General features: G+C 38.3%; 24 protein-coding genes and 1 other annotated feature. Of the genes, 22 read left to right on the top strand and 2 right to left on the bottom strand.

All coding sequences use genetic code 11. From position 1 onward, the window contains the following. The first annotated feature begins 59 nt into the window (after window positions 1-59). The 16 genes from CCE82_RS05930 to tuf all read left to right on the top strand — a co-directional run bounded on the left by CCE82_RS05930 (window position 60) and on the right by tuf (window position 17,665). The gene (locus tag CCE82_RS05930) at window positions 60-632 is read left to right on the top strand and encodes a sigma-70 family RNA polymerase sigma factor (protein WP_086428488.1); all 573 of its coding nucleotides are present in this window, start codon (window positions 60-62) and stop codon (window positions 630-632) included. A gap of 71 nt (window positions 633-703) precedes the next feature. Further along, window positions 704-847, top strand: a complete 144-nt coding sequence (gene rpmG / locus CCE82_RS05925) for a 50S ribosomal protein L33 (protein ID WP_167370966.1) — start codon at window positions 704-706, stop codon at window positions 845-847. Window positions 848-864: 17 nt separating this feature from the next. Next, window positions 865-1,044, top strand: coding sequence for a preprotein translocase subunit SecE (gene secE / locus CCE82_RS05920; protein WP_086428486.1), 180 nt, complete (start codon window positions 865-867; stop codon window positions 1,042-1,044). An 18-nt stretch (window positions 1,045-1,062) separates the two neighbouring features. Continuing rightward, window positions 1,063-1,611: a transcription termination/antitermination protein NusG gene (nusG, locus tag CCE82_RS05915; protein WP_014614756.1), complete on the top strand. Its 549-nt coding sequence runs from the start codon at window positions 1,063-1,065 to the stop codon at window positions 1,609-1,611. Window positions 1,612-1,775: 164 nt separating this feature from the next. After that, window positions 1,776-2,198: a 50S ribosomal protein L11 gene (rplK, locus tag CCE82_RS05910; protein WP_086428485.1), complete on the top strand. Its 423-nt coding sequence runs from the start codon at window positions 1,776-1,778 to the stop codon at window positions 2,196-2,198. A 192-nt stretch (window positions 2,199-2,390) separates the two neighbouring features. Further along, entirely contained in the window at window positions 2,391-3,086 is a 696-nt protein-coding gene (rplA, locus tag CCE82_RS05905; RefSeq protein ID WP_014614754.1) for a 50S ribosomal protein L1, read from the top strand. 97 nt (window positions 3,087-3,183) lie between these two features. Next, window positions 3,184-3,325: a sequence feature (ribosomal protein L10 leader region), on the top strand. A 49-nt stretch (window positions 3,326-3,374) separates the two neighbouring features. Next, the gene (rplJ, locus tag CCE82_RS05900; RefSeq protein ID WP_019166677.1) at window positions 3,375-3,875 is read left to right on the top strand and encodes a 50S ribosomal protein L10; all 501 of its coding nucleotides are present in this window, start codon (window positions 3,375-3,377) and stop codon (window positions 3,873-3,875) included. Window positions 3,876-3,914: 39 nt separating this feature from the next. Next, window positions 3,915-4,280, top strand: a complete 366-nt coding sequence (gene rplL / locus CCE82_RS05895) for a 50S ribosomal protein L7/L12 (protein ID WP_019169066.1) — start codon at window positions 3,915-3,917, stop codon at window positions 4,278-4,280. 77 nt (window positions 4,281-4,357) lie between these two features. Then, window positions 4,358-4,966 carry a class I SAM-dependent methyltransferase gene (locus CCE82_RS05890; protein WP_086428484.1) on the top strand — a complete coding sequence of 203 codons (609 nt, stop codon included), beginning with the start codon at window positions 4,358-4,360 and terminating at the stop codon, window positions 4,964-4,966. Between the two features lie 212 nt (window positions 4,967-5,178). Then, window positions 5,179-8,730, top strand: a complete 3,552-nt coding sequence (gene rpoB, locus CCE82_RS05885) for a DNA-directed RNA polymerase subunit beta (RefSeq protein WP_086428483.1) — start codon at window positions 5,179-5,181, stop codon at window positions 8,728-8,730. A 228-nt stretch (window positions 8,731-8,958) separates the two neighbouring features. Beyond that, window positions 8,959-12,579 (top strand): DNA-directed RNA polymerase subunit beta', encoded by a 3,621-nt coding sequence (gene rpoC, locus CCE82_RS05880; RefSeq protein WP_086428482.1) that lies wholly within the window; start codon window positions 8,959-8,961, stop codon window positions 12,577-12,579. A gap of 177 nt (window positions 12,580-12,756) precedes the next feature. Continuing rightward, complete coding sequence (locus CCE82_RS05875) at window positions 12,757-13,011, top strand: ribosomal L7Ae/L30e/S12e/Gadd45 family protein (protein ID WP_086428481.1); 255 nt, start codon at window positions 12,757-12,759, stop codon at window positions 13,009-13,011. Window positions 13,012-13,106: 95 nt separating this feature from the next. Further along, window positions 13,107-13,520, top strand: coding sequence for a 30S ribosomal protein S12 (gene rpsL, locus CCE82_RS05870; RefSeq protein ID WP_014614747.1), 414 nt, complete (start codon window positions 13,107-13,109; stop codon window positions 13,518-13,520). Between the two features lie 80 nt (window positions 13,521-13,600). After that, entirely contained in the window at window positions 13,601-14,071 is a 471-nt protein-coding gene (rpsG, locus tag CCE82_RS05865) for a 30S ribosomal protein S7 (protein ID WP_014614746.1), read from the top strand. 143 nt (window positions 14,072-14,214) lie between these two features. Continuing rightward, window positions 14,215-16,296 carry an elongation factor G gene (fusA, locus tag CCE82_RS05860; RefSeq protein WP_086428480.1) on the top strand — a complete coding sequence of 694 codons (2,082 nt, stop codon included), beginning with the start codon at window positions 14,215-14,217 and terminating at the stop codon, window positions 16,294-16,296. 181 nt (window positions 16,297-16,477) lie between these two features. Further along, complete coding sequence (gene tuf / locus CCE82_RS05855; RefSeq protein ID WP_086428479.1) at window positions 16,478-17,665, top strand: elongation factor Tu; 1,188 nt, start codon at window positions 16,478-16,480, stop codon at window positions 17,663-17,665. A gap of 179 nt (window positions 17,666-17,844) precedes the next feature. Here tuf and budA read toward each other — a convergent pair whose 3' ends face one another. Together budA and CCE82_RS05845 are read right to left on the bottom strand one after the other, a co-directional pair. After that, window positions 17,845-18,549: an acetolactate decarboxylase gene (budA, locus tag CCE82_RS05850; protein WP_086428478.1), complete on the bottom strand. Its 705-nt coding sequence runs from the start codon at window positions 18,547-18,549 to the stop codon at window positions 17,845-17,847. An 89-nt stretch (window positions 18,550-18,638) separates the two neighbouring features. Beyond that, on the bottom strand, window positions 18,639-19,811 hold the full coding sequence (locus tag CCE82_RS05845) for an amidohydrolase (RefSeq protein WP_086428477.1): 1,173 nt from the start codon (window positions 19,809-19,811) through the stop codon (window positions 18,639-18,641). A gap of 110 nt (window positions 19,812-19,921) precedes the next feature. Here CCE82_RS05845 and CCE82_RS05840 point away from each other — a divergent pair, with 110 nt between their 5' ends. From CCE82_RS05840 to CCE82_RS05815, 6 genes are all read left to right on the top strand, one after another. Beyond that, window positions 19,922-21,112 carry a glycine C-acetyltransferase gene (locus tag CCE82_RS05840; RefSeq protein WP_086428522.1) on the top strand — a complete coding sequence of 397 codons (1,191 nt, stop codon included), beginning with the start codon at window positions 19,922-19,924 and terminating at the stop codon, window positions 21,110-21,112. A 392-nt stretch (window positions 21,113-21,504) separates the two neighbouring features. After that, window positions 21,505-23,121: a ribosomal protection-like ABC-F family protein gene (abc-f, locus tag CCE82_RS05835; RefSeq protein ID WP_086428476.1), complete on the top strand. Its 1,617-nt coding sequence runs from the start codon at window positions 21,505-21,507 to the stop codon at window positions 23,119-23,121. A 211-nt stretch (window positions 23,122-23,332) separates the two neighbouring features. Continuing rightward, a complete protein-coding gene (locus CCE82_RS05830; protein ID WP_086428475.1) occupies window positions 23,333-24,292 on the top strand; it encodes an L-threonine 3-dehydrogenase in 960 nt (319 codons plus the stop codon). A 212-nt stretch (window positions 24,293-24,504) separates the two neighbouring features. Beyond that, window positions 24,505-25,587, top strand: coding sequence for a branched-chain amino acid aminotransferase (locus CCE82_RS05825; RefSeq protein WP_086428474.1), 1,083 nt, complete (start codon window positions 24,505-24,507; stop codon window positions 25,585-25,587). Between the two features lie 123 nt (window positions 25,588-25,710). Beyond that, window positions 25,711-25,959: a PH domain-containing protein gene (locus tag CCE82_RS05820; protein WP_086428473.1), complete on the top strand. Its 249-nt coding sequence runs from the start codon at window positions 25,711-25,713 to the stop codon at window positions 25,957-25,959. Continuing rightward, window positions 25,956-26,240 (top strand): type II toxin-antitoxin system HicB family antitoxin, encoded by a 285-nt coding sequence (locus tag CCE82_RS05815; RefSeq protein WP_240507168.1) that lies wholly within the window; start codon window positions 25,956-25,958, stop codon window positions 26,238-26,240. The genes CCE82_RS05820 and CCE82_RS05815 overlap by 4 nt, the downstream gene beginning before the upstream one ends. Window positions 26,241-26,292 lie beyond the last annotated feature (52 nt).

Raw genomic sequence — 26,292 nt, 5'->3', positions numbered from 1 at the left:
ATGAACACCTTTGACAGATATGATAAGGCATCATTGGTCGAAGGTGAGGAAAAGTTTTTATGGCACAGATCCCTAATCCAAACGATATTGTTTCAGAAACCGTTCAACAAGCCCAACAGCAGCAACCCGAAGCAATGGAAAAATTAATTAAACATATTGAAGTTATCGCTCGAAAAAGTTTTGGTGATTTTAGTGTTGCTCAAGCAGATTGTGATGATTTAGTGCAAGAAGTGATACTCGCGATTTATCAAAAGCTACAAAGCGAGCAGTTTCATTTTAGTATTCCGTTCGAACACTATATTAACCGTACAATTTATCGGCGCAAACTTGACTATCGACGCAAAAAATTGACCCATCAACGTATTTTTGAAGATTATGTCGAAGGGTATGCAATGAGTTACCAGACACAGTTAGTCGAACAACAACGCCACAGTCATGAATACCTCCATTATATTCAAGAGACATTGCAACAGACATTTCAACAATTGAGTCCATTTGAAATGCGTGTACTCGATTACCTTGTTGCTGAGTGGCGCCCTGCAGAAATTGCGCGTGAACTGGATATCTCGGATAAAAAAGTTTATAACGCGCTTTACCGAATTCGACAAAAATTGAAAAGCCTCGTTACGTAAGAAAGTGGTTTGACAATTGAATATAAACTTATGTATAGTAAACTGGTATTATAGAAGCAAGGTGAGAAATGTTGAAAAAAGTGCCGTTAAATTGCGAAAAATGTGGAAATCGAAACTATCATGTGCCGAAATCGCCGAACATGACGGAGCGATTCGTACTGAAAAAGTTTTGTGCGAAATGTAATACGCATACACTTCATAAAGAATCCAAATAATTGGAGGGGAATAGATTATGCCGAAAAAAGAAAGCTTCTTCCAAGGCGTTAAATCCGAAATGGAAAAGACAAGTTGGCCAACAGGTCCAGAGCTTGTGAAGTATACAACAATTGTAGTGATGACAGTAATGTTCTTCTTGTTATTTTTCTGGGGTTTAGATATCGGAATTGGTCAGTTAATAGAAATGATAAAATAGGAATGAGGAGTTGTCAGCATGTCTGAAGAGCTAGGCGCAAAACGTTGGTATGCAGTACATACCTACTCTGGTTACGAAAACAAAGTTAAAAAGAATTTAGAAAAACGTGTCGAATCAATGAATATGACAGAGCAAATCTTTAGAGTCGTCATTCCAGAAGAGGAAGAAACACAAGTTAAAGATGGTAAAGCGAAAAAGCAAATGAAGAAGACGTTTCCGGGTTATGTATTAGTAGAGTTAGTCATGACAGATGAATCATGGTACGTCGTAAGAAATACACCTGGTGTAACAGGTTTCGTAGGTTCAGCAGGTGCTGGTTCAAAACCAAACCCATTATTACCAGATGAAGTACGTTTTATCCTTAAACAAATGGGAATGAACGAAAAATCTATCGATGTAGAAGTCGAGCTAGGTGAGCAGGTTCGTATTACGTCTGGTCCGTTCGCAAGCCAAGTCGGTGAAATCCACGAAATTGAAGCAGATAAATTTAAGCTTACTGTTCTCGTAGACATGTTCGGAAGAGAGACACCTGTTGAAGTAGAATTCGATCAAATCGAAAAACTTTAATTGTAGTATAAAATGTTACAAAAAATGTGTTGTATTAAGTTAACGCGAATGTTATAATAACGAGGTCGCGCATTCATAGCGCTACATTTCGTCACGAAATGTTAAGAGTGGGAGGGCAAAAATGAGCCCTGTGACCACATCACGATATCAAGGAGGTGCACATCGTGGCTAAAAAAGTAGAAAAAGTAGTTAAGTTACAAATTCCAGCAGGTAAAGCAAACCCAGCACCACCAGTTGGTCCTGCATTAGGTCAAGCCGGTGTGAACATTATGGCTTTCACAAAGGAATTTAACGCACGTACACAAGAACAAGCAGGTTTAATTATTCCGGTTGAAATTTATGTATATGAAGACCGTTCATTTACATTCATTACTAAAACACCACCTGCAGCAGTGTTACTTAAAAAAGCAGCAGGTATTGAAAAAGGTTCTGGTGAACCAAACAAAAACAAAGTTGCAACAGTAACTAAAGATCAAGTACGTGAAATTGCTAACACTAAAATGCCTGACTTAAACGCTGCTGACGAAGAAGCAGCTATGCGTATCGTTGAAGGTACTGCACGTAGTATGGGTATTGTTGTTGAGTAATTATCAACATATTGACAATTAACAAAAATGATACGATAAATTTTCGAAAGCGAACGCAGGTAGGCCTATGTTTAATGACACATATCATCATTCGAAGCGTATTGACGCAAAGGGCTATCTGCGCTCAACTTGCTATTAAGGCAAGTTAATGTGGGAGGACATTCCGATAAAACCACTAAAGGAGGACAAAAAATGGCTAAAAAAGGTAAAAAGTATCAAGAAGCTTTAAATAAAGTTGATCGCCAAGCGCTATACACTGTTGAAGAAGCAATTCGTTTAGCTCAAGAAACGTCTATCGCTAACTTCGATGCTTCAGTAGAAGTTGCATTCCGTTTAGGTATCGATACACGTAAAAACGATCAACAAATCCGTGGTGCAGTCGTATTACCACACGGAACTGGTAAATCACAACGTGTATTAGTATTCGCTAAAGGTGACAAAATTGCTGAAGCAGAGGCAGCAGGTGCTGACTATGTAGGCGATGCTGAATACGTAAACAAAATCCAACAAGGTTGGTTCGACTTTGATGTTGTTGTTGCAACACCAGACATGATGGGTGAAGTTGGTAAATTAGGTCGTGTATTAGGACCTAAAGGTTTAATGCCAAACCCTAAAACTGGTACAGTAACAATGGACGTTAAAAAAGCTGTTGAAGAAATCAAAGCTGGTAAAGTTGAATACCGTGCTGAAAAAGCAGGTATTGTTCACGCTTCTATCGGTAAAGTTTCATTCGAAACTGAAAAATTAGTTGAAAACTTCAAAACTTTACAAGATGTGTTAACAAAAGCAAAACCATCTTCAGCTAAAGGTACTTACTTCAAATCTGTTGCAGTGACAACTACAATGGGTCCTGGTATCAAAGTAGATACTGCAACTTTCAAACTATAATTCAATGCGCACTTAATGATTGGCGTTTCGTTTAATCATTAAGTGCATCGTAAATTAGAAAAAAGGTTGACGAATGACACGAAAACCTTTATATTAAATTCTGTTGAATATTTTACCTAAGACAGTAGGAGTTCATGAAAGAACTTAAAACAATATCCTACCGAGGCTAAAATGGACTTGAACGTTAAATCATTCAAGCACTTTTTGCCGTGGGTAAAAAGTGTTTTTTTAATTTAAGTGAACACTTAATTATTAAAGCACCCAAAACTTATCTATGGAGGTGTCAAAATGTCTGGAATCATCGAAGCGAAAAAACAACAAGTTGATGTCATTGCTGATCAACTTAAAAGTTCTGTTTCTACAGTAGTTGTTGACTACCGTGGTTTAACAGTAGCAGAAGTAACAGAATTACGTAAGCAATTACGTGAAGCAAATGTTCAGTACAAAGTGTACAAAAACACAATGTTACGTCGTGCAGCTGAGAAAGCTGGTATTGAAGGCTTAGACGAGTTCTTAACTGGTCCTACAGCAGTCGCATTCACAACTGAAGATGTGGTTGCACCAGCTAAAGTTATCGCTGGATTCGCTAAAGAACACGAAGCTTTAGAAATCAAATCAGGTATCATGGAAGGTAGTGTCATCACTGCTGACGAAGTGAAAACTGTTGGTTCATTACCATCACACGAAGGTCTTGTATCTATGCTTCTTTCTGTATTACAAGCACCAATGCGCAACTTCGCTTATGCGGTTAAAGCTGTTGGAGAAAGCAAAGAAGAGAACGCAGAATAATTAATCAATTAAAAATTAACAAATTGGAGGAAAATAAACATGGCTAATCAAGAGCAAATCATTGAAGCAATTAAAGAAATGTCAGTTTTAGAATTAAACGACTTAGTAAAAGCAATTGAAGAAGAATTTGGTGTAACTGCAGCAGCGCCAGTTGCAGTAGCAGGTGCAGCAGGCGGAGACGCAGCAGCAGAAAAAACTGAATTCGACGTTGAATTAACTTCAGCTGGATCATCAAAAATCAAAGTTGTTAAAGCAGTTAAAGAAGCAACTGGCTTAGGCTTAAAAGACGCTAAAGAATTAGTTGACGGTGCACCAAGCATCATCAAAGAAGCTATGCCTAAAGAAGAAGCTGAAAAACTTAAAGAACAATTAGAAGAAGTTGGCGCTTCAGTAGAATTAAAATAATTCATTGATAAGTGAAAAACCCGCTATTACGTAATAGCGGGTTTTTGAATATTAAACAATAAAGAGGTGCAACGCCTATGAGTCATTACTATGATGCACATCCCGATGCAGCTACAAACGAAAAAGAAATTACATACGTTCATCAGCAACATCAACTCCATCTCACTACAGATGCGGGCGTCTTTTCGCGAGATCAAGTCGACTTTGGCTCAGACTTGCTTGTGAGTACGTTTCTTAATGCACATCCGCCAGGTCAAAAAAAGACAATTGTGGATGTAGGATGCGGTTATGGACCTATTGGATTGATGCTCGCTAAAGTTGCGCCACATGATCACATTACAATGTTAGACGTGAATCACCGCGCACTCGGTTTAGCTGAGAAAAATGCACAACGCAATCAATTATCGAATGTGACCATCAAAGAAAGTGATGGCTTATCACAGGTTGCTGACGAAACACATCAATATGTTGTGACGAATCCGCCTATCCGTGCAGGTAAGCAAGTGGTCCATCAAATTTTCGTAGATGCGCATCGTGTGCTTGAGGCTAACGGTGAATTGTACGTCGTGATTCAAAAGAAGCAAGGCATGCCATCCGCGAAGAAAAAAATGGAAGCTGTTTTTGGTAATGTCGAATCAATTAAAAATAGTAAGGGCTACCATATTTTAAAAAGTGTTAAATCTTGATTTTAATGCTTGTTTATGGTATAGTCGTAAGATGAAATAATTATGTTCAATAAGTGTGTACTTTTACGGTTAAAGTTTCATTGTAACATTTCAAAATAAGACTTATAGAATAGAAAATGGTGTCATCGTTTTATGTGCTACCGTTTTCTTTTTGTCTTGTTACATGATGAGGGCTGAAAAGTGTTCGCACAATTTTTGAGGGGTGAATCTGTTTGGCAGGTCAATTTGTCCAATATGGAAGACATCGTAAACGTAGAAACTACGCAAGAATTTCGGAAGTTTTAGAGTTACCAAACTTAATTGAAATTCAAACAAAATCGTATGATTGGTTCTTAAAAGAAGGTTTATTAGAAATGTTCCGTGATATTTCTCCTATCGAAGACTTCACGGGAAATCTTTCATTAGAATTTGTTGATTATAGATTAGGTGAACCGAAGTATGATTTAGAAGAATCAAAAAACCGTGATGCAACGTACGCAGCGCCATTACGCGTTAAAGTTCGTTTAATCATTAAAGAAACAGGCGAAGTGAAAGATCAAGAAGTATTTATGGGCGATTTCCCATTAATGACAGAAACGGGTACATTCGTTATTAACGGGGCAGAACGTGTTATCGTATCACAATTAGTACGTTCACCATCCGTATACTTTAATGAAAAGTTAGATAAAAATGGACGCGTGAACTATGATGCGACAGTGATTCCTAACCGTGGTGCTTGGTTGGAATATGAAACTGATGCAAAAGATGTCGTTTATGTGCGTATCGACAGAACAAGAAAGTTACCATTAACGGTATTATTACGTGCATTAGGCTATTCAACAGATCAAGAAATTATTGAATTAATTGGTGATAATGAATATTTACGTAATACGTTAGAAAAAGACAGCACAGAAAATACAGAACAAGCGTTACTTGAAATTTATGAGCGTTTACGTCCGGGTGAACCACCAACTGTAGAAAACGCAAAAAGCTTATTATATTCACGTTTCTTTGACCCTAAACGTTATGATTTAGCAAGCGTAGGACGTTATAAAGCAAACAAAAAATTACATTTAAAACACCGCCTATTTAATCAAAAATTAGCTGAACCTATTGTTAATACAGAAACAGGTGAAATTGTTGCTGAAGAGGGCACAGTTTTAGATCGTCGTAAATTAGATGAAATTATGGACGTTCTTGAAACAAATGCGAATGCACAAGTCTATGAACTTCCAAACAGTATCATTGATGAGCCTGTAGAAATTCAGTCTATTAAAGTTTATGTACCAAATGATGATGAAGAACGTACAACAACAGTCATCGGTAATGCTTTCCCAGATTCTGAAGTGAAATGTATTACACCGGCTGATATTGTGGCATCTATGTCATACTTCTTCAACTTATTACATGGTATTGGCTACACAGACGATATCGACCACCTTGGTAACCGTCGTCTACGTTCAGTAGGTGAGTTGTTGCAAAACCAATTCCGTATTGGTTTATCAAGAATGGAACGTGTGGTACGTGAAAGAATGTCTATTCAAGATACAGATTCCATCACACCACAACAATTAATTAACATTCGTCCAGTGATTGCATCAATTAAAGAGTTCTTTGGTAGCTCGCAATTATCTCAATTCATGGACCAAGCGAACCCACTTGCTGAGTTGACACACAAACGTCGTCTATCAGCATTAGGACCTGGTGGTTTAACGCGTGAACGTGCCCAAATGGAAGTGCGTGACGTACACTACTCTCACTATGGTCGTATGTGTCCAATTGAAACACCTGAGGGACCAAACATTGGTTTGATCAACTCATTATCTAGTTATGCACGTGTGAACGAATTTGGTTTTATCGAAACACCATATCGTAAAGTAGATATCGAAACAAATACAATCACTGACCAAATCGACTACTTAACGGCTGATGAAGAAGACAGCTATGTTGTAGCGCAAGCGAACTCACGCCTTGATGAAAATGGTCGCTTTATTGATGATGAAATTGTTTGTCGTTTCCGTGGTAATAACACAACGATGGCTAAAGAAAAAATGGATTACATGGACGTATCACCGAAACAAGTTGTATCAGCTGCGACAGCGTGTATCCCATTCTTAGAAAACGACGACTCTAACCGTGCGTTAATGGGTGCGAACATGCAACGTCAAGCGGTACCATTGTTAAATCCTGAATCTCCATTTGTAGGTACAGGTATGGAACACGTTGCTGCGCGTGACTCAGGTGCTGCCGTGATTTCTAAATATCGTGGTCGTGTCGAACATGTTCAATCAAGCGAGATTTTAGTCCGTCGTTTAGTTGAAGAAAACGGTGAAGAAGTGGATGGTACGTTAGATCGTTATCCATTAGCGAAATTCAAACGTTCAAACTCAGGTACATGTTACAACCAACGCCCAATTATTGCAGTTGGTGACGTCGTAGAAAAAGGTGAAATCCTTGCTGATGGTCCTTCAATGGAACTTGGTGAAATGGCGTTAGGTCGAAACGTCGTAGTTGGATTCATGACATGGGACGGTTATAACTATGAGGATGCCGTTATCATGAGTGAACGTTTGGTTAAAGATGATGTGTACACGTCTATTCATATTGAAGAGTATGAATCAGAAGCGCGTGATACAAAACTTGGACCTGAAGAAATCACACGTGATATTCCAAACGTATCTGAAAATGCACTGAAAAACTTAGATGATCGCGGTATCGTTTATGTTGGTGCAGAAGTTAAAGACGGTGACATTTTAGTAGGTAAAGTAACGCCAAAAGGTGTAACAGAATTAACTGCAGAAGAACGTTTATTACATGCAATCTTTGGTGAAAAAGCACGAGAAGTTCGTGATACATCATTACGTGTACCTCACGGCGCTGGCGGTATTGTACTTGATGTTAAAGTGTTCAACCGTGAAGAAGGCGATGATTCACTTTCACCAGGTGTCAACCAACTCGTACGTGTTTACATTGTTCAAAAGCGTAAAATTCATGTAGGGGACAAAATGTGTGGTCGTCACGGTAACAAAGGTGTCATCTCTAAAATTGTTCCTGAAGAAGACATGCCGTACTTACCAGATGGTCGTCCAATCGACATCATGTTGAACCCACTTGGTGTACCATCTCGTATGAACATCGGACAAGTATTAGAGCTTCACTTAGGTATGGCAGCTAAAAACTTAGGTATTCATGTTGCATCACCAGTATTCGATGGTGCGAACGATGATGACGTATGGTCTACAATTGAAGAAGCAGGTATGGCACGTGATGGTAAAACTGTCCTTTACGATGGACGTACAGGTGAACCATTCGACAACCGTATCTCTGTAGGTGTGATGTACATGTTGAAACTTGCACACATGGTTGATGACAAGCTTCACGCACGTTCTACAGGACCTTACTCACTCGTTACACAACAACCGCTTGGTGGTAAAGCACAATTCGGTGGACAAAGATTTGGTGAGATGGAGGTATGGGCACTTGAAGCATACGGTGCTGCCTACACATTACAAGAAATTCTCACATACAAATCAGATGACACAGTAGGTCGTGTAAAAACTTACGAAGCAATTGTTAAAGGTGAAAACATTTCAAGACCAAGTGTTCCTGAATCATTCCGCGTATTGATGAAAGAATTACAAAGTTTAGGTCTTGACGTTAAAGTGATGGACGAACAAGACAATGAAATTGAGATGCGTGACTTAGACGATGATGATATTCCAGATCGCAAAGTCAACATTCAACCTTCAACTGTTCCTGAATCACAAAAAGAATTTAACGAATAAGGATGAATTGTAGACGGACTAATCGAATCTCAACACGCTCGAGTAACTGAGTGTTTACGTTCGTACATTATGAACGAGTAGGAGATGTGATTAATCCATTCGGAAATGATATCGGAATCCAGCGAGAGGGGTTGGATTTCGATACATGTCCGATACTGCAACATTTTTGAGATAAATTGTAAATCAATCAACTAGCACAGTTAATTTAAACTAAAGGAGGTAGGCTCCTTGATTGATGTAAATAAATTCCATTACATGAAAATAGGACTCGCTTCACCTGAAAAAATCCGTTCTTGGTCATATGGTGAGGTTAAAAAGCCAGAAACAATTAACTACCGTACGTTAAAACCAGAAAAAGATGGTCTCTTCTGTGAAAGAATTTTCGGACCAACTAAAGACTGGGAATGTAGTTGTGGGAAATACAAACGTGTACGCTATAAAGGTATGATTTGTGACCGTTGCGGCGTTGAAGTGACAAAATCAAAAGTACGTCGTGAACGTATGGGACACATTGAGTTAGCAGCACCAGTGTCTCACATTTGGTACTTCAAAGGGATCCCAAGTCGTATGGGTCTTTTACTAGACATGTCACCACGTGCATTAGAAGAAGTGATTTACTTTGCTTCATACGTTGTGGTTGATCCAGGTCCAACAGGTTTAGAAAAGAAAACATTACTTTCAGAAGCAGAATTCCGTGATTACTATGACAAATTCCCGGGTCAATTCACTGCTAAAATGGGTGCTGAAGGGATTAAAGACTTATTAGAAGAAATCAACTTAGATGAAGAGTTGAAAATACTTCGTGACGAGTTGGAATCTGCGACAGGTCAACGTTTAACACGTGCCATTAAACGTTTAGAAGTTGTGGAGTCATTCCGTAACTCTGGTAACAACCCAGCATGGATGATTTTAGATGTGCTACCAATTATCCCACCTGAAATTCGTCCAATGGTACAACTTGACGGTGGACGTTTTGCGACAAGTGACTTAAACGATTTATACCGTCGTGTCATCAACCGTAACAACCGTTTAAAACGTTTATTAGATTTAGGTGCGCCTGGCATCATCGTACAAAACGAAAAACGTATGTTACAAGAAGCTGTTGATGCATTAATCGATAACGGTCGTCGTGGTCGTCCGGTAACAGGTCCAGGTAACCGTCCGCTTAAATCACTTTCACACATGTTGAAAGGTAAGCAAGGTCGTTTCCGTCAAAACTTACTTGGTAAACGTGTAGACTATTCTGGTCGTTCAGTTATCGCGGTAGGACCGAACTTGAAAATGTATCAATGTGGTCTGCCAAAAGAAATGGCATTAGAATTGTTCAAACCGTTTGTCATGAAAGAACTTGTACAACGTGAAATTGCGACAAACATCAAAAACGCAAAAAGTAAAATTGAGCGTACAGAAGATGAAGTTTGGGATGTATTAGAAGATGTCATTATCGAACACCCAGTATTACTTAACCGTGCACCAACGTTACACAGACTCGGTATCCAAGCGTTCGAACCGACTTTAGTTGAAGGTCGTGCGATTCGTTTACACCCACTTGTAACAACAGCTTATAACGCCGACTTTGATGGTGACCAAATGGCGGTTCACGTACCTTTATCAAAAGAAGCACAAGCTGAAGCACGTATGTTAATGCTCGCTGCTCAAAACATCTTGAACCCTAAAGATGGTAAACCGGTTGTTACACCATCTCAGGACATGGTTTTAGGTAACTATTACTTAACGTTAGAGCGTAAAGATGCAGTGAATACAGGTATGATGTTCAATGATACGAATGAAGTCATTAAAGCTTATGCAAATGGACATGTTCACTTGCATACACGTATTGGGGTTCAAGCGTCATCATTCAACAACCCAACATTTACTGAAGAGCAAAACCGTAAAATCTTAACAACTTCTGTAGGTAAAGTGATCTTTAACGAAATTATTCCAGATTCATTTGCATACATTAACGAACCGACAGCGACGAACTTAGAAAAGAGTACGCCTGATAAATACTTCGTTGATGCGTCTGAACTTGGAGAAGGTGGTTTGGCAGAGTACTTTGAAAACACTGAACTCGTACCACCATTCAACAAAAAATTCTTAGGTAATATTATCGCAGAAGTGTTCAATCGCTTTAGCATTACGGATACGTCTATGATGCTTGACTTAATGAAAGACTTAGGTTTCAAATACTCTTCTAAAGCAGGTATTACAGTTGGTGTAGCTGATATCGTGGTATTACCTGATAAACAAGAGATTTTAGATGAGTCTGAGAAATTAGTTGAACGTGTTCAAAAACAATTTAACCGTGGTTTATTAACAGAAGAAGAACGTTACAACGCAGTTATTGAAATTTGGACAAATGCGAAAGATAGAATTCAAGCGAAACTGATGAAGTCTCTTGATAAAACAAACCCTATCTTCATGATGAGTGACTCTGGTGCCCGTGGTAACGCATCTAACTTTACGCAACTTGCCGGTATGCGTGGTTTAATGGCCGCTCCATCAGGTAAAATCATCGAACTTCCAATCACATCATCATTCCGTGAAGGTTTAACAGTATTAGAGTACTTTATCTCTACACATGGTGCGCGTAAAGGTCTTGCCGATACAGCACTTAAGACTGCCGACTCAGGTTACTTAACACGTCGTCTCGTTGACGTTGCACAAGACGTTATCGTACGTGAAGAAGACTGTGGTACTGACCGTGGTTTACTCGTTTCAGATATCAAAGAAGGTACAGAAATGATCGAACCATTTATCGAACGTATTGAAGGTCGTTATTCTAAAGAAACAGTACGTCACCCAGAGACAGACAAAGTGATCATTCGTCCAGATGAATTGATTACACCTGAAATTGCAAAAGAGATTACAGATGCAGGTATCGAAGAAATGTACATCCGTTCTGCATTTACATGTAACACACGTCATGGTGTATGTGAAAAATGTTACGGTAAAAACTTAGCAACAGGTGAAAAAGTAGAAGTAGGTGAAGCAGTCGGAACTATCGCTGCACAATCTATCGGTGAGCCAGGTACACAGTTAACAATGCGTACGTTCCATACAGGTGGGGTAGCCGGAAGCGATATCACGCAAGGTTTACCTCGTATCCAAGAGATTTTCGAAGCACGTAACCCTAAAGGTCAAGCAGTGATTACTGAAATTGAAGGTGTCATTGATAACATTACAGTGGGTAAAGACAGACAACAAGAAATCGTTGTTAAAGGTGCAAACGAAACACGCTCTTACCTTGCATCAGGAACATCACGTCTGAAAGTTGAAATCGGTCAATCCGTTGCACGTGGTGAAGTCTTAACGGAAGGTTCAATCGAGCCGAAAAACTTCCTTTCTATCGCTGGTTTAACAGCTACAGAAGAGTACTTGCTTAAAGAGGTACAAAAAGTTTACCGTATGCAAGGTGTAGAAATTGACGACAAACACGTTGAAGTCATGGTACGTCAAATGTTACGTAAAGTACGTATCATTGAAGCAGGTGACACGAAATTATTACCAGGTTCACTTGTTGACATCCACAACTTCACAGATGCAAACCGTGAAGCATTCAAAGAGCGCAAACGTCCAGCAACTGCAAAACCAGTATTGCTTGGTATTACAAAAGCGTCTCTTGAAACAGAAAGCTTCTTATCTGCAGCGTCATTCCAAGAAACAACGCGTGTCTTAACTGATGCCGCGATTAAAGGTAAACGCGATGATCTTCTCGGTCTTAAAGAGAACGTTATTATCGGTAAGTTAATCCCAGCAGGTACAGGTATGAAACGTTACAGTAAAGTTGATATTGAAAAGGATGAAGTGACACAACCAGGTCTTGAAAATCAAGTAACTGTGGAATAACATTTCATCTCCAGTGAGTTGAACAGAGGTCATCGGCAACGGTGACTTCTCGTTCGAACTGACTGTTAAAATCTTCAATAAAATCATAGAATATTTTCGAATAACTGTTGACGAACGATTTGCTAAGATGATAATATAGTAAAGGTTGATGCAAGCAGTACTTTGGAGGATATGTAAATGTCTAATGAAAAAGTCACACGCTTTGACAAACAAGCCTACGTGGTTGGTTTAAAGGAAACGTTAAAGGCGCTTCGTAATCAACGCGTAAACAAACTGATTATAGGCGAAGATGTGAATGTGCATTTACTCGCGCGCGTGTTAAGCTTTGCCAATCAAAATAAGATACCTATCGAATTCTTTTCAAGTCAACAAGCACTTGGAGAATATGTTGGTATAAATGTAAAGGCAACAGTCGTTGCTTTGCTCAAGTGAGATTAGTAAGTATTATGCTTACTAAATTTTATTTAACCTAAAAATGAACCACCTGGATGTGTGGGATTAAGAAATGAAGAGAGGAGGAAACTTGAATGCCTACTATTAACCAATTAGTACGTAAACCAAGACAAAGCAAAACTAAAAAATCTGATTCACCAGCTTTAAATAGAGGTTTTAACAGTCAAAAGAAACAATTCACTAAATTGAATTCTCCACAAAAACGTGGCGTATGTACACGTGTGGGTACAATGACTCCTAAAAAACCAAACTCAGCGTTACGTAAATATGCACGTGTGCGTTTATCAAACAACATTGAAATCAACGCATACATCCCTGGTATCGGACACAACTTACAAGAACACAGTGTAGTACTTGTACGTGGTGGACGTGTAAAAGACTTACCTGGTGTGCGTTACCATATCGTTCGTGGTGCATTAGATACGTCAGGTGTTGACGGTCGTATGCAAAGCCGTTCATTATACGGTACTAAAAAACCTAAAAAATAAGATTAAAAGATTGTAAAAATCGTTTTTAATCATGATGAAAGAAATCAAATATATTATAATAGGAAGGGAGGACTTGTATTATGCCTCGTAAAGGATCAGTACCTAAAAGAGATGTGTTACCAGATCCAATTCACAACTCTAAGTTAGTAACAAAATTAATCAACAAGATTATGTTAGATGGTAAACGTGGAACTGCTCAACGTATTCTTTACTCAGCATTCGACTTAGTTCAAGAACGTTCTGGTCGTGATGCAATGGAAGTTTTCGATGAAGCAATTAACAATATTATGCCAGTACTTGAAGTTAAAGCACGCCGTGTAGGTGGTTCAAACTACCAAGTACCTGTAGAAGTTCGTCCAGAGCGTCGTACTACTTTAGGTTTACGTTGGTTAGTAAACTATGCGCGTCTTCGTGGTGAAAAAACTATGGAAGAGCGTTTAGCTAACGAAATCTTAGACGCAGCTAACAACACTGGTGGTGCAGTTAAGAAACGTGAGGACACTCACAAAATGGCTGAAGCGAACAAAGCATTCGCTCACTACCGCTGGTAAGATATTTGCGAATCCCCTGAGCAATTTCTGTATAGCGCCATCAACTTGCTTTTAAGCTATTGATTGAACTGTTCTATACATGCTTAGGGTAAAGCTATATCTAATCATATAATCCTATTATTCTGGAAGGAGAAAGAATACCCATGGGAAGAGATTTTTCTTTAAAGAACACTCGTAATATCGGTATCATGGCGCACATCGATGCTGGTAAAACGACGACGACTGAACGTATTCTTTATTACACTGGACGTATCCACAAAATTGGTGAAACACATGAAGGTGCTTCACAAATGGACTGGATGGAACAAGAGCAAGACCGTGGTATTACGATCACTTCAGCGGCAACAACTGCTGCATGGAAAGATCACCGTGTTAACATCATCGATACACCTGGACACGTAGACTTCACTGTAGAAGTTGAACGTTCATTACGTGTACTTGATGGTGCGGTAACAGTTCTTGATGCGCAATCAGGTGTAGAACCTCAAACTGAAACAGTTTGGCGCCAAGCAACAACTTACGGTGTACCTCGTATCGTATTTGTAAACAAAATGGACAAATTAGGTGCTAACTTCGATTACGCTGTAAGCACTTTACATGATCGTTTACAAGCAAATGCTGCACCAATTCAATTACCAATCGGTGCTGAAGATGATTTCTCAGCTATCATTGACTTAGTAACAATGAAATGTTTCAAGTACACAAATGATTTAGGAACTGAAATTGAAGAAACTGAAATTCCTGAAGACTACCGTGAGCGCGCTGAAGAAGCACGTGAAGCATTAATCGAAGCTGTTGCTGAAACAAATGAAAGCTTAATGGAAAAAATCTTTGAAGAACAAGAAATCACTGTTGATGAGCTTAAAGACGCAATCCGTCAAGCAACAACAGATGTTGAGTTCTACCCAGTACTTTGTGGTACAGCATTCAAAAACAAAGGTGTTCAATTAATGTTAGACGCAGTAATTGACTACCTTCCATCACCTTTAGACGTTAAACCAATCGTTGGTCATCGTGCGGATGATCCTGATGAAGAAGTTATCGCTAAAGCGGACGACGATGCAGAATTTGCTGCATTAGCATTTAAAGTTATGACTGACCCTTACGTTGGTAAATTAACTTTCTTCCGTGTATACTCTGGTACTTTAACTTCAGGTTCATACGTTAAAAACTCAACTAAAGGTAAACGTGAACGTGTAGGTCGTATTTTACAAATGCACGCAAACTCACGTGAAGAAATCAGCACTGTATATTCTGGTGATATCGCAGCGGCTGTAGGTCTTAAAGACACTGGTACAGGTGATACACTTTGTGGAGAGAAAAATGACATCATCCTTGAGTCAATGGAATTCCCAGAGCCAGTTATTCACTTATCAGTTGAACCTAAATCAAAAGCAGACCAAGATAAAATGACTCAAGCGCTTGTGAAACTTCAAGAAGAAGACCCTACTTTCAAAGCGCACACAGATGAAGAAACTGGTCAAGTTATCATTGGTGGTATGGGTGAGCTTCACCTTGACATCATCGTTGACCGTATGAAGAAAGAATTTAACGTAGAAGCAAACGTGGGTGCACCAATGGTATCTTACCGTGAAACATTCAAGTCTTCTGCTGCTGTTCAAGGTAAATTCTCTCGTCAATCTGGTGGTCGTGGTCAATATGGTGACGTTCACATTGAATTCACACCAAACGAAACAGGCGCAGGTTTCGAATTCGAAAACGCTATCGTTGGTGGTGTAGTTCCTCGTGAATACATCCCATCAGTTGAACAAGGTCTTAAAGACGCTATGGAAAACGGTGTATTAGCTGGTTATCCATTAATCGATGTTAAAGCAAAATTATTTGATGGTTCATACCATGATGTCGACTCATCTGAAATGGCCTTCAAAATTGCTGCATCATTAGCACTTAAAGAAGCTGCTAAAAAATGTGATCCAGTTATCTTAGAACCGATGATGAAAGTAACTATCGAAATGCCTGAAGAGTACATGGGTGATATCATGGGTGACGTAACTGCTCGTCGTGGACGTGTAGATGGTATGGAACCACGTGGTAACGCACAAGTTGTTAATGCTTATGTACCACTTTCAGAAATGTTCGGTTATGCAACTTCATTACGTTCTAACACGCAAGGTCGCGGTACTTACACTATGTACTTCGATCACTATGCAGAAGTACCTAAATCAATTTCTGAAGAAATCATCAAAAAGAACAAAGGTGAATAATTCGTCATCTTAGTTTGACGCGTCGCCCTTGAGGGTAACTCAAATAGCGACTGGTTTTTAAATTGATTTTTTCTAAGAAATGATTTATAAAGGAAATAACATTATCTATCTCATGTTGGTGAGTAACTTTCATGAGAGATATTAAAATAATAATTCTTAATCAAAGAGGAGAGATTTCATAATGGCAAAAGAAAAATTCGATCGCTCAAAAGAACATGCCAATATTGGTACTATCGGTCACGTTGACCATGGTAAAACAACTTTAACAGCTGCTATCGCAACTGTATTAGCAAAACATGGTGACTCTGTTGCACAATCATACGACATGATTGACAACGCTCCAGAAGAAAAAGAACGTGGTATCACAATCAATACTTCACACATCGAGTACCAAACTGACAAACGTCACTATGCACACGTTGACTGCCCAGGTCACGCTGACTATGTTAAAAACATGATCACTGGTGCTGCACAAATGGACGGTGGTATCTTAGTAGTATCTGCTGCTGACGGTCCAATGCCACAAACTCGTGAGCACATCCTTTTATCACGTAACGTTGGTGTACCAGCATTAGTTGTATTCTTAAACAAAGTTGACATGGTAGACGACGAAGAATTATTAGAATTAGTTGAAATGGAAGTTCGTGACTTATTATCTGAATACGACTTCCCAGGTGATGACGTACCTGTAATCGCTGGTTCAGCATTAAAAGCTTTAGAAGGCGACGCTAAATACGAAGAAAAAATCTTAGAATTAATGGAAGCTGTTGACACTTACATCCCAACTCCAGACCGTGACTCAGACAAACCATTCATGATGCCTGTTGAGGACGTATTCTCAATCACAGGTCGTGGTACAGTTGCTACTGGTCGTGTTGAACGTGGTCAAATCAAAGTTGGTGACGAAGTAGAAATCATCGGTTTAACTGAAGAATCTTCTAAAACAACTGTTACTGGTGTAGAAATGTTCCGTAAGTTATTAGACTACGCTGAAGCTGGTGACAACATTGGTGCTTTATTACGTGGTGTTGCACGTGAAGACATCAACCGTGGTCAAGTATTAGCTGCTCCTGGTTCAATCACACCACACACAAAATTTAAAGCAGAAGTTTACGTATTATCAAAAGACGAAGGTGGACGTCATACGCCATTCTTCTCTAACTACCGCCCACAATTCTATTTCCGTACTACTGACGTAACTGGTGTTGTACACTTACCAGAAGGTACTGAAATGGTAATGCCTGGCGATAACGTTGAAATGGAAGTTGAATTAATTTCTCCAATCGCTATCGAAGACGGTACTCGTTTCTCAATTCGTGAAGGTGGACGTACTGTAGGATCAGGCGTTGTTACTCAAATCGAACAATAATCTATCTTTATTATAGATAAAAAAAGAGTTGGCCTCGGCCAGCTCTTTTTTTATTTGCTTGAAAATGGGGATGGGAGATTAAGTTTTCCAAGTCCCTATCCTTTTTATGGACATATAGCAATGTCAGCTGAGATGAAATACATAAGAGAAAAGCTCAATTTTGATAGTGCTTTGAAACGTTACTCAGCCTCTCTAATCTCTTCATTAATATCCTCATAATCAATTTCCGCCTCTGTAAATGAACGATGATTGACTGGAAAATGTTGTGCTAACGTTTCAAAATCTTGAATTTCTACATCGGCTTCGTCTATATGGAAATCTAAAACATGTCCTCCAAAAGTACGCGCATCATCAACAAAGTGAATATGAAAGCCACCTGCACCAATACCATGAAACAGTTCGGGCGTGTAAAAGCCAATCAATGTACCTGTAATGTCTGTGCGTGTATATTCGGGTTGTTGCTGTGCTGACTCAATTAAGCGACGGTATGGGGGTGTTTGTCCTGGCATCATTCGTACGTGCACGTGTTGAAATGTTCCAGTAATTTTGACTGCTGAAAATGCATTTTGACTGCGCATTTTTGTACGGACGTGCTCTAATACATGTTGCGCTGATTGATTTGTCACGTTAAATGTATGATGTGCTTGGAAATGTGTAATTGTCGCAAAAGGGGTGAGTTCTTCTCCAGAAAGTTGTGTGAATTCGTTTTGAGCATTAGCGTGAAATGCTTGACCGTCTATAAAAATTACTTCACCATCGGATCCAGCTAACGTCCCTAAACCGGCATCACCATGTTCGAGTATGTCTTGAATTGTTGCAGTGCCTTCTAATAAGCCTGCTATGAGTGTGCCAAGTGTACCATGTTGATAGAGTGTATCTCCCATCGTAACATTCCTTTCATTTTAATTTTTTATAGAGAAAAGAACATCGCAGCTACTGTGAAAAGAAACTGCGATGAGATGTTATTGTTCAGTTAATCTTTGAATACCCCTTCAAGTTCTAAAATCTTCATAAAAGTGCTCACGGCATATTTCATCGCATCTTCGTCAATATCAAAATGTGGACTATGATGTGGCCAGTCTGTTCCTTTTTGAGCGTTCCCACAGCCAGTTAAGAAAAATGCACCAGGTCTAGATTTTAAATAAAACGAAAAGTCTTCACCGACCATCATTAAATCAGACTCTTGATATCGGAAGTTTAACGCATGGGCAGCATTTTTAACGATTTCTGCTGATGCTTCATGGTTATAGACAGGTAAATAGCCTTTAATGTAGTCAAACGTATATGTGACGTCATTTGCGAGGGCGAGTCCTTGTAATAACAAATCCATTTTATGATAAATATGAGCCTGGACCTCTGTTTCAAATGTGCGCACAGTACCACGACAAGTTGCTGTATCAGGAATGACGTTATCTGCTTCACCGGCTTCAATTTTACCGAATGAAATGACGGCTTGCTTCACAGGGTCTAGCGTGCGAGAAACGATTTTTTGTGCGCTTAAAATGAACTCAGCAAGGATAACAATCGGATCAATCGTTTCATGGGGTTTAGCACCGTGGCCCCCTTTACCGTGAATCGTAATATTGAATTCATCTGGTTGTGCCATCATCGGACCAGGTCGTGTATGAATTGTGCCTGTCGGATAGCCACTCCATAAATGATTGCCGTAAATTTTGTCGACACCCATTAAGGCGTTATCCGCAATCATTTCTTGTGCACCCCCAGGCGTCACTTCTTCGCCATATTGGAAAATTAAGACGACGCTCCCTTTTAACTGAGATTGATGCGCATGTAGGAGTTCGGCGACAGTCAATAAAATCGTTGTATGGCCGTCATGACCACACGCATGCATCACACCAGGGACGGTAGAACGATAGGGGACGTCTTTTAAATCTTCAATGGGGAGTGCATCAAAATCTGCACGTAATGCTATAGTAGGCCCTGCTTCATCACCAACAATACGTGCAATGATACCATTTTGACCGACTTTTTCATCAATTTGAAAATTTAATTGTTGAAGTCGTTGCAAAATATAAGCATGTGTTTCTGTTTCTTGAAATGACAATTCAGGATGTTGATGGAGATAGCGTCGTGTTTGAACCATCTCCTGTTCTTTGTCATATGCCAATTGGAACCAATCCGTCACGATTACTCTCTCCTTAAATACGGTTATTGCATTTATTATACACCCGCTTTTAAGTTTGTTCAAAATGCGTTATGATTAAGAGGATTTAAAATGTGAAAGGGGAAATTCAGGTGGTACAACAATTAAACGACTTTCTAGATGAAAATTTGAACCATTTAAAAGAAAATGGACTGTATAACGAGATTGATACAGTTGAAGGTGCGAATGGACCAGAAATTCAAATTAATGGAAAGAAATATATCAATTTATCTTCAAACAACTACTTAGGTTTAGCGACGAATGAAGATTTAAAAACAGCAGCTAAAAATGCGATTGATACACATGGTGTCGGTGCTGGTGCGGTACGTTCAATCAATGGGACATTAGACTTACATGATGAATTAGAAGCAACGTTAGCTGAGTTCAAAGGGACAGAAGCAGCAGTTGCATATCAATCAGGCTTTAACTGTAACATGGCAGCCATTTCAGCTGTGATGAATAAAAATGATGCAATCTTATCTGATGAACTGAACCATGCGTCAATTATTGATGGTTGTCGTTTATCTAAAGCGAAAATTATTCGTGTGAACCATTCAGATATGGATGATTTGCGTCAAAAAGCAAAAGAAGCTGTAGAATCAGGTCAATATAACAAAGTGATGTACATTACTGACGGTGTCTTCAGTATGGATGGCGATGTTGCAAAATTACCTGAAATCGTCGAAATCTGTGAACAATATGGCATTATGGTGTATGTGGACGATGCACACGGTTCAGGTGTGATGGGTAAAGGTGCTGGTACGGTGAAACACTTTGGCTTACAAGATAAAGTTGACTTCCAAATCGGTACATTATCAAAAGCAATCGGTGTTGTTGGCGGTTATGTTGCTGGTTCACAAAAATTAATCGATTGGTTAAAAGCACAATCACGTCCATTCTTATTCTCAACTTCATTAGCGCCTGGAGATACGAAGGCAATTACGGAAGCCGTGAAGAAATTAATGGCATCAACAGAATTGCATGACCGTTTATGGGAAAATGCGAATTACTTAAAAGAGGGCTTGTCACGTTTAGGCTTTGATACAGGTCAATCTGAAACGCCGATTACACCTGTCATTATTGGTGATGAAAAGAAAACACAACAATTCAGTAAACGTCTCATGGAAGAAGGCATTTACGTGAAATCAATTGTGTTCCCAACTGTCCCACGTGGCACAGGTCGTGTACGTAACATGCCAACTGCAGCGCATACAAAAGAAATGTTAGATCAAGCATTAGAAGTCTATGCACGTGTCGGTAAAGAACTCGGCATTATTGAATAGAATATGTAAGTAGGGCAGTGCATCTTAGGGTGTACTGCTTTTTTTTATTGGCATCTTAGTATAAGGGGGAAATAGGATATAAACATTTTTGATGCTATTGATGCAATATTTTTAAACTTGTCCTTTTGCTATCTATAGACTTAAATGTTGAAGATAAAAACATCCTGTATGAAAACGCTTATTTATAGTAAAATATGAATGAAATCATGTGTGAGGAGGTGTCCTGTATGTTTCTTATAGTTGATAGTTGCAGATATTTACAAATTATACGCAACAAATTTGCGACTTTAATTTCAAAATTGGTGGAGTCTGTCTTTTTTGAAGTGTTGAATCAAACTATAAGGAACGGACACTTTAAAGTTCTTCCTTATAGATAATATGGAGGAAGAATGATGAATTTATTAAATGCATCGAATATAACGAAAAATTATACAGAAGAAACGTTATTTGATCATATCAAACTCACGCTTAACACTGGTGACAAAATAGGTATAGTTGGACGTAATGGAGAAGGAAAAACAACTTTATTGAAATTACTTTCAGGTATAGAAAAGCCTTCAACAGGCGTAGTGAGTTGGAAGAAAAATATTAGAATAGGATACTTAAACCAAACGCCTCAATATGAAGAAGATGCAAAGGTATATCAGTGCTTAAAATCTGTATTTCAGGAGTTAAATAAGGTATCGGAGCAACTTGAAGAATTAGAAGACAGAATGAGTAAAGAAATAGACAATATCGATATGTTAATGGCACGTTATGGAGAATTACAGACTTATTACGATGAAAATGGCGGATACAAAATGGATGCTGAAATACGTAGAGTCGCCCATGGCTTAAATATAACGCACTTACTAGAGTCAGTTTGGGGAGATTTGTCTGGAGGAGAACGGACAAAAGTGGGTATTGCGCAAATATTAATCCAACATACAGAGTTGTTATTATTAGATGAACCTACAAACCACCTTGATTTTAAAGCGATTGAGTGGTTAACAAACTATATAAAAAATTACCAAGGTGCTGCTGTTATTATTTCACATGATCGCTATTTTTTAGATGAGACTGTCAATCAAATTATAGAAATAGATCAAAAGCAGCTACACTTTTACAATGGAAATTATTCATATTTTGTTGAGGAAAGAGAGAAGCGGCTTTTAAATGAATTTGAAGCTTATCAAACACAACAAAAGAAAATTAAAAAAATGAAAGAGTCGATTCAACGATTAAGAATGTGGGCTAGCCAAGCGAATCCGCCTAATGCTTCCATGTATCGCCGGGCAAAAAATATGGAAAAAGCTTTAAATCGAATTGAACGTTTAGAAAGACCTACGATAGAAGCACCAAAAATGAAAATGCAATTACAAGAAGGAAAACGTGTTTCCAATAGAGTGGTTGAAATGAAAAATATCACTAAAAGATATGATGATTTATTATATGAAAATGTGAATATGTTGGTAAGAAGAGGTGAACATGTAGCGATTATAGGAGATAATGGTACAGGAAAATCTACACTATTAAAGGTGATTTTAGGGATGGTTTCAAGTGATAGTGGTATGATTAAAACGCCAGATAATTTAAAAATAGGCTACTTGTCACAACATGAATTTGAAAACGAGCACAATGAGACTTTATTAAATGTATTTCGTGAAAAAGTTAATGTATCAGAAGGACAAGCTAGACATATTTTAGCAAATTTCATGTTTTATGGAGAAGATGTCTTTAAAAAAGTTAAAGATTTAAGTGGTGGTGAAAAAATCCGACTACGCTGGGCACAAATCGTGAATTCAAATTACAATTTACTTGTATTAGATGAACCGACAAACCATTTAGATATAGATGCAAAAGAAACAATAGAAGAGGCGTTGTTAGATTATGAAGGGACTATTATTGCAGTTTCACATGATCGTTACTTTCTCAATAAACTATTTAATGTTACTTATTTATTAAAAGACAAAAAGTTAGAAAGATTTGAAGGTCATTATGATTATGTTAAAGAAAAATGCTTACTGTAATCAATAGTGCAATGGGGGCTAGGGCATTCAGTTGTCATAACCCTCTTTTTCATTTTAAGCAAAAGGTTTGATGTTGTTACTGTATTTTAGTGTATGCTATACATGTACAGGAAAGCGCTTAAGTGATATAATCTGAGTGTATATGACATGGAATGGTTGTACATAGAATACATATGTCCGTATGAGAGAAACAGATTGGAGATGGAAGATAATGAAAAGAATTATGATAACCGGTGCTTTAGGACAAATTGGAACGGAATTGGTTGCGAAATGTCGTGAAATTTACGGTAATGAAAATGTGTTAGCAACAGATATTCGTGAACCAGAAGCAAATTCAATTGTGGCAGCGGGGCCATTTGAAATTCTTGATGTCACAGACGCTGACAAAATGGTTCAATTAGTGGAATCTTTTAAACCAGATACATTAATGCACATGGCGGCATTGTTATCAGCGACGTGTGAACAAAATCCGCTACTCGCATGGAACTTGAACATGGGTGGTTTAGTGAATGCGTTAGAAGCAGCACGTGAATACAACTTACAATTTTTCACACCAAGTTCTATCGGTGCATTCGGGCCAGATACACCTAAGAAAAATACAGCACAAGTGACGATTCAACGTCCAAATACAATGTATGGCGTCAACAAAGTATCAGGTGAATTGTTATGTGACTACTACTTCACTAAGTTCGGCGTGGATACGCGTAGTGTGCGTTTCCCAGGACTTATTTCATATGTTAAAGAACCAGGTGGGGGCACGACGGATTACGCGGTAGACATTTATTTCCAAGCGGTACGAGAGGGTAAATATACGAGCTATATTCAAAAAGACACGTATATGGACATGATGTTTATGGACGATGCGATCGATGCGATTATTCAATTAATGGAAGCAGATGGGGGTAAACTGATTCATCGTAATGCTTATAACTTGAGTGCGATGAGCCTTGAACCTGAAATGATTAAAGAAGCCATTCAAGCACATATTCCAGAATTTGAATTAACGTATGATGTTGATCCAGTTCGTCAAGATATTGCGGAAAGTTGGCCAGATAGTATTGATACAAGTTGTGCGCGTGGAGAATGGGGCTTTAATCCACAGTATGACTTAGAAAAAATGACAGTGCGCATGCTTGAAGGTATTCGTGAAAAAGAAAGCCATAAAGCATAAATTATAGAAAAATAGTGCGAGATGAGGACATGTTGTAGTGTTTACATTTCGCACTATTTTTATGTATTATCCCTCTCTTATGTAAGTGCAATTGATCATGCGCATGTTAAAGATAAAAGACAATTATTGTAATTTTCGGAATACTCATTGAATTATAAGGCGGTCATTGCTATAATGGTTAATATTATATTTTACATATGGGAGGAATAATCATGTCAGAAAAAATCGAATTAGAAGTGAGCCCTTCATTAAAAGAAAAGCCTGATTTTAGCACGCTTACTTTTGGTGAAGTGTTTACCGATTACATGTTAAGTTTTGAATATTCATCAGATCGAGGATGGCACGATTTAAAGATTATTCCTTATGGTCCAATTGAACTGTCACCAGCTGCACAAAGTCTCCACTACGGACAAGCTGTTTTTGAAGGATTAAAAGCATACAAGCATGATGGCGAGGTTGTCTTATTTAGACCTGAGGAAAACTTTAAACGTATTAATCAATCTTTAGAGCGATTAAAAATGCCACAAATTGACGAGGCATTATTATTGGAAGGGTTAAAACAACTGGTTGATATTGATCGTGACTGGGTACCTAATGGTGAAGGTCAATCTTTATACATTCGACCAACTGTTTTCGCGACACAAGGTGTTTTAGGCGTTCATCCTTCTCATGAGTATCGTTTATTAATCATTTTATCGCCATCAGGTTCTTATTATGGCGGAGATTCATTACGTACAACGAAAATTTACGTAGAAGATGAATATGTACGTGCGGTACGCGGTGGTGTAGGTTTCGCGAAAGTAGCTGGAAACTATGCGGCAAGCTTACTCGCACAAGCCAATGCGAACCAACTCGGCTTTGACCAAGTATTATGGTTAGATGGTGTGGAACAAAAATATGTAGAAGAAGTAGGGAGCATGAATATCTTCTTCGTCATTGATGGTAAAGTTGTGACACCATCATTAAATGGTAGTATTTTACCAGGTATTACACGTAAAACTGTTTTAGAATTAGCCGCATCATTAGGTTACGAAACAGAAGAGCGTCGTATCTCTATCGATGAGTTGTACGAATTACATCAAAGTGGTGCACTTACAGAAGTATTTGGTACAGGGACAGCGGCTGTTATCTCGCCAGTAGGTACATTACAATATAGAGATGAAGAAATTGTGATTAACAATAATGAAACTGGTCCAGTGACGCAAAAATTGTATGACCATTACACAGGTATTCAAAGTGGTAAGCTAGAAGATCCACACGGTTGGCGCGTTGTTGTTCCTCATTACGAAAGATAATGAACATCAAAAGCTAGAAATCCTGATTTAAAGGGTTTCTAGCTTTTAAATTTATTTTTTGAAATTATTTTATATACTAATAACGAAATGGTATATAGGTGACACTAGGATGGTGGTACTTATTTGACTAAACGTGATAAAACACTAGAGAAAATAAAAAATAACCCAAGAAATGTGAATAAAAAAGATTTTATTTCTCTACTAAGCAAGTACGGTTTTGAGATAATGAATCAAAGAGGTAAGGGTGGAAATATTATGTATAGGCATCCCTTATATAAAGAAATCCCTGTGAGAACAGTTAATATTACAGATTCTATATGCAAATATCATATTGAAACTTTACTAAAAGATTTAGAAAAGGTGATAGCATGAAAGATTTAAATTACTATTTAAAATTGCCTTATACGTTAAAAGTAGAGCAGGATACAGATTATGATGGTATTGAATATTTTATAGCTAAATATGAAGAGTTGGATGGTCTTGTTGGTACTGGTGATTCAGAAATAAAAGCTGTAAATGACCTTTTAACAATAAAAAAAGATTGGTTAGAAGCAAATTTAAATGTAGGTACACCTATACCAGAACCAATTACTAAAAAAACTGAAGAACAAACAAGGCTCACGTTACGTTTGCCATCACATATAGACAAGTAAATAAATATATGCAACAAGAAAATGTTAGTAAAAATACTGCTATTATAGTTTC

It is taken from the genome of Staphylococcus cornubiensis (assembly GCF_900183575.1).
Taxonomy (GTDB): Bacteria; Bacillota; Bacilli; order Staphylococcales; family Staphylococcaceae; genus Staphylococcus; species Staphylococcus cornubiensis.
The sequence above is the reverse complement of the archived record's forward strand: the minus strand, read 5'-3'. Positions and strand labels throughout refer to the sequence as shown.

Excerpts from the sequence above, each read along its gene's own strand:
- budA (WP_086428478.1), bottom strand. The coding sequence starts at position 18,549 with ATGGGAGATACACTCTATCAACATGGTACACTTGGCACACTCATAGCA.
- CCE82_RS05930 (WP_086428488.1), top strand. The coding sequence starts at position 60 with ATGGCACAGATCCCTAATCCAAACGATATTGTTTCAGAAACCGTTCAA.
- abc-f (WP_086428476.1), top strand. The coding sequence starts at position 21,505 with ATGAATTTATTAAATGCATCGAATATAACGAAAAATTATACAGAAGAA.
- rpsL (WP_014614747.1), top strand. The coding sequence starts at position 13,107 with ATGCCTACTATTAACCAATTAGTACGTAAACCAAGACAAAGCAAAACT.
- rplL (WP_019169066.1), top strand. The coding sequence starts at position 3,915 with ATGGCTAATCAAGAGCAAATCATTGAAGCAATTAAAGAAATGTCAGTT.
- CCE82_RS05890 (WP_086428484.1), top strand. The coding sequence starts at position 4,358 with ATGAGTCATTACTATGATGCACATCCCGATGCAGCTACAAACGAAAAA.
- CCE82_RS05830 (WP_086428475.1), top strand. The coding sequence starts at position 23,333 with ATGAAAAGAATTATGATAACCGGTGCTTTAGGACAAATTGGAACGGAA.
- secE (WP_086428486.1), top strand. The coding sequence starts at position 865 with ATGCCGAAAAAAGAAAGCTTCTTCCAAGGCGTTAAATCCGAAATGGAA.
- CCE82_RS05825 (WP_086428474.1), top strand. The coding sequence starts at position 24,505 with ATGTCAGAAAAAATCGAATTAGAAGTGAGCCCTTCATTAAAAGAAAAG.
- rpsG (WP_014614746.1), top strand. The coding sequence starts at position 13,601 with ATGCCTCGTAAAGGATCAGTACCTAAAAGAGATGTGTTACCAGATCCA.
- rplA (WP_014614754.1), top strand. The coding sequence starts at position 2,391 with ATGGCTAAAAAAGGTAAAAAGTATCAAGAAGCTTTAAATAAAGTTGAT.
- CCE82_RS05875 (WP_086428481.1), top strand. The coding sequence starts at position 12,757 with ATGTCTAATGAAAAAGTCACACGCTTTGACAAACAAGCCTACGTGGTT.
- rplJ (WP_019166677.1), top strand. The coding sequence starts at position 3,375 with ATGTCTGGAATCATCGAAGCGAAAAAACAACAAGTTGATGTCATTGCT.
- tuf (WP_086428479.1), top strand. The coding sequence starts at position 16,478 with ATGGCAAAAGAAAAATTCGATCGCTCAAAAGAACATGCCAATATTGGT.
- fusA (WP_086428480.1), top strand. The coding sequence starts at position 14,215 with ATGGGAAGAGATTTTTCTTTAAAGAACACTCGTAATATCGGTATCATG.
- nusG (WP_014614756.1), top strand. The coding sequence starts at position 1,063 with ATGTCTGAAGAGCTAGGCGCAAAACGTTGGTATGCAGTACATACCTAC.
- CCE82_RS05815 (WP_240507168.1), top strand. The coding sequence starts at position 25,956 with ATGAAAGATTTAAATTACTATTTAAAATTGCCTTATACGTTAAAAGTA.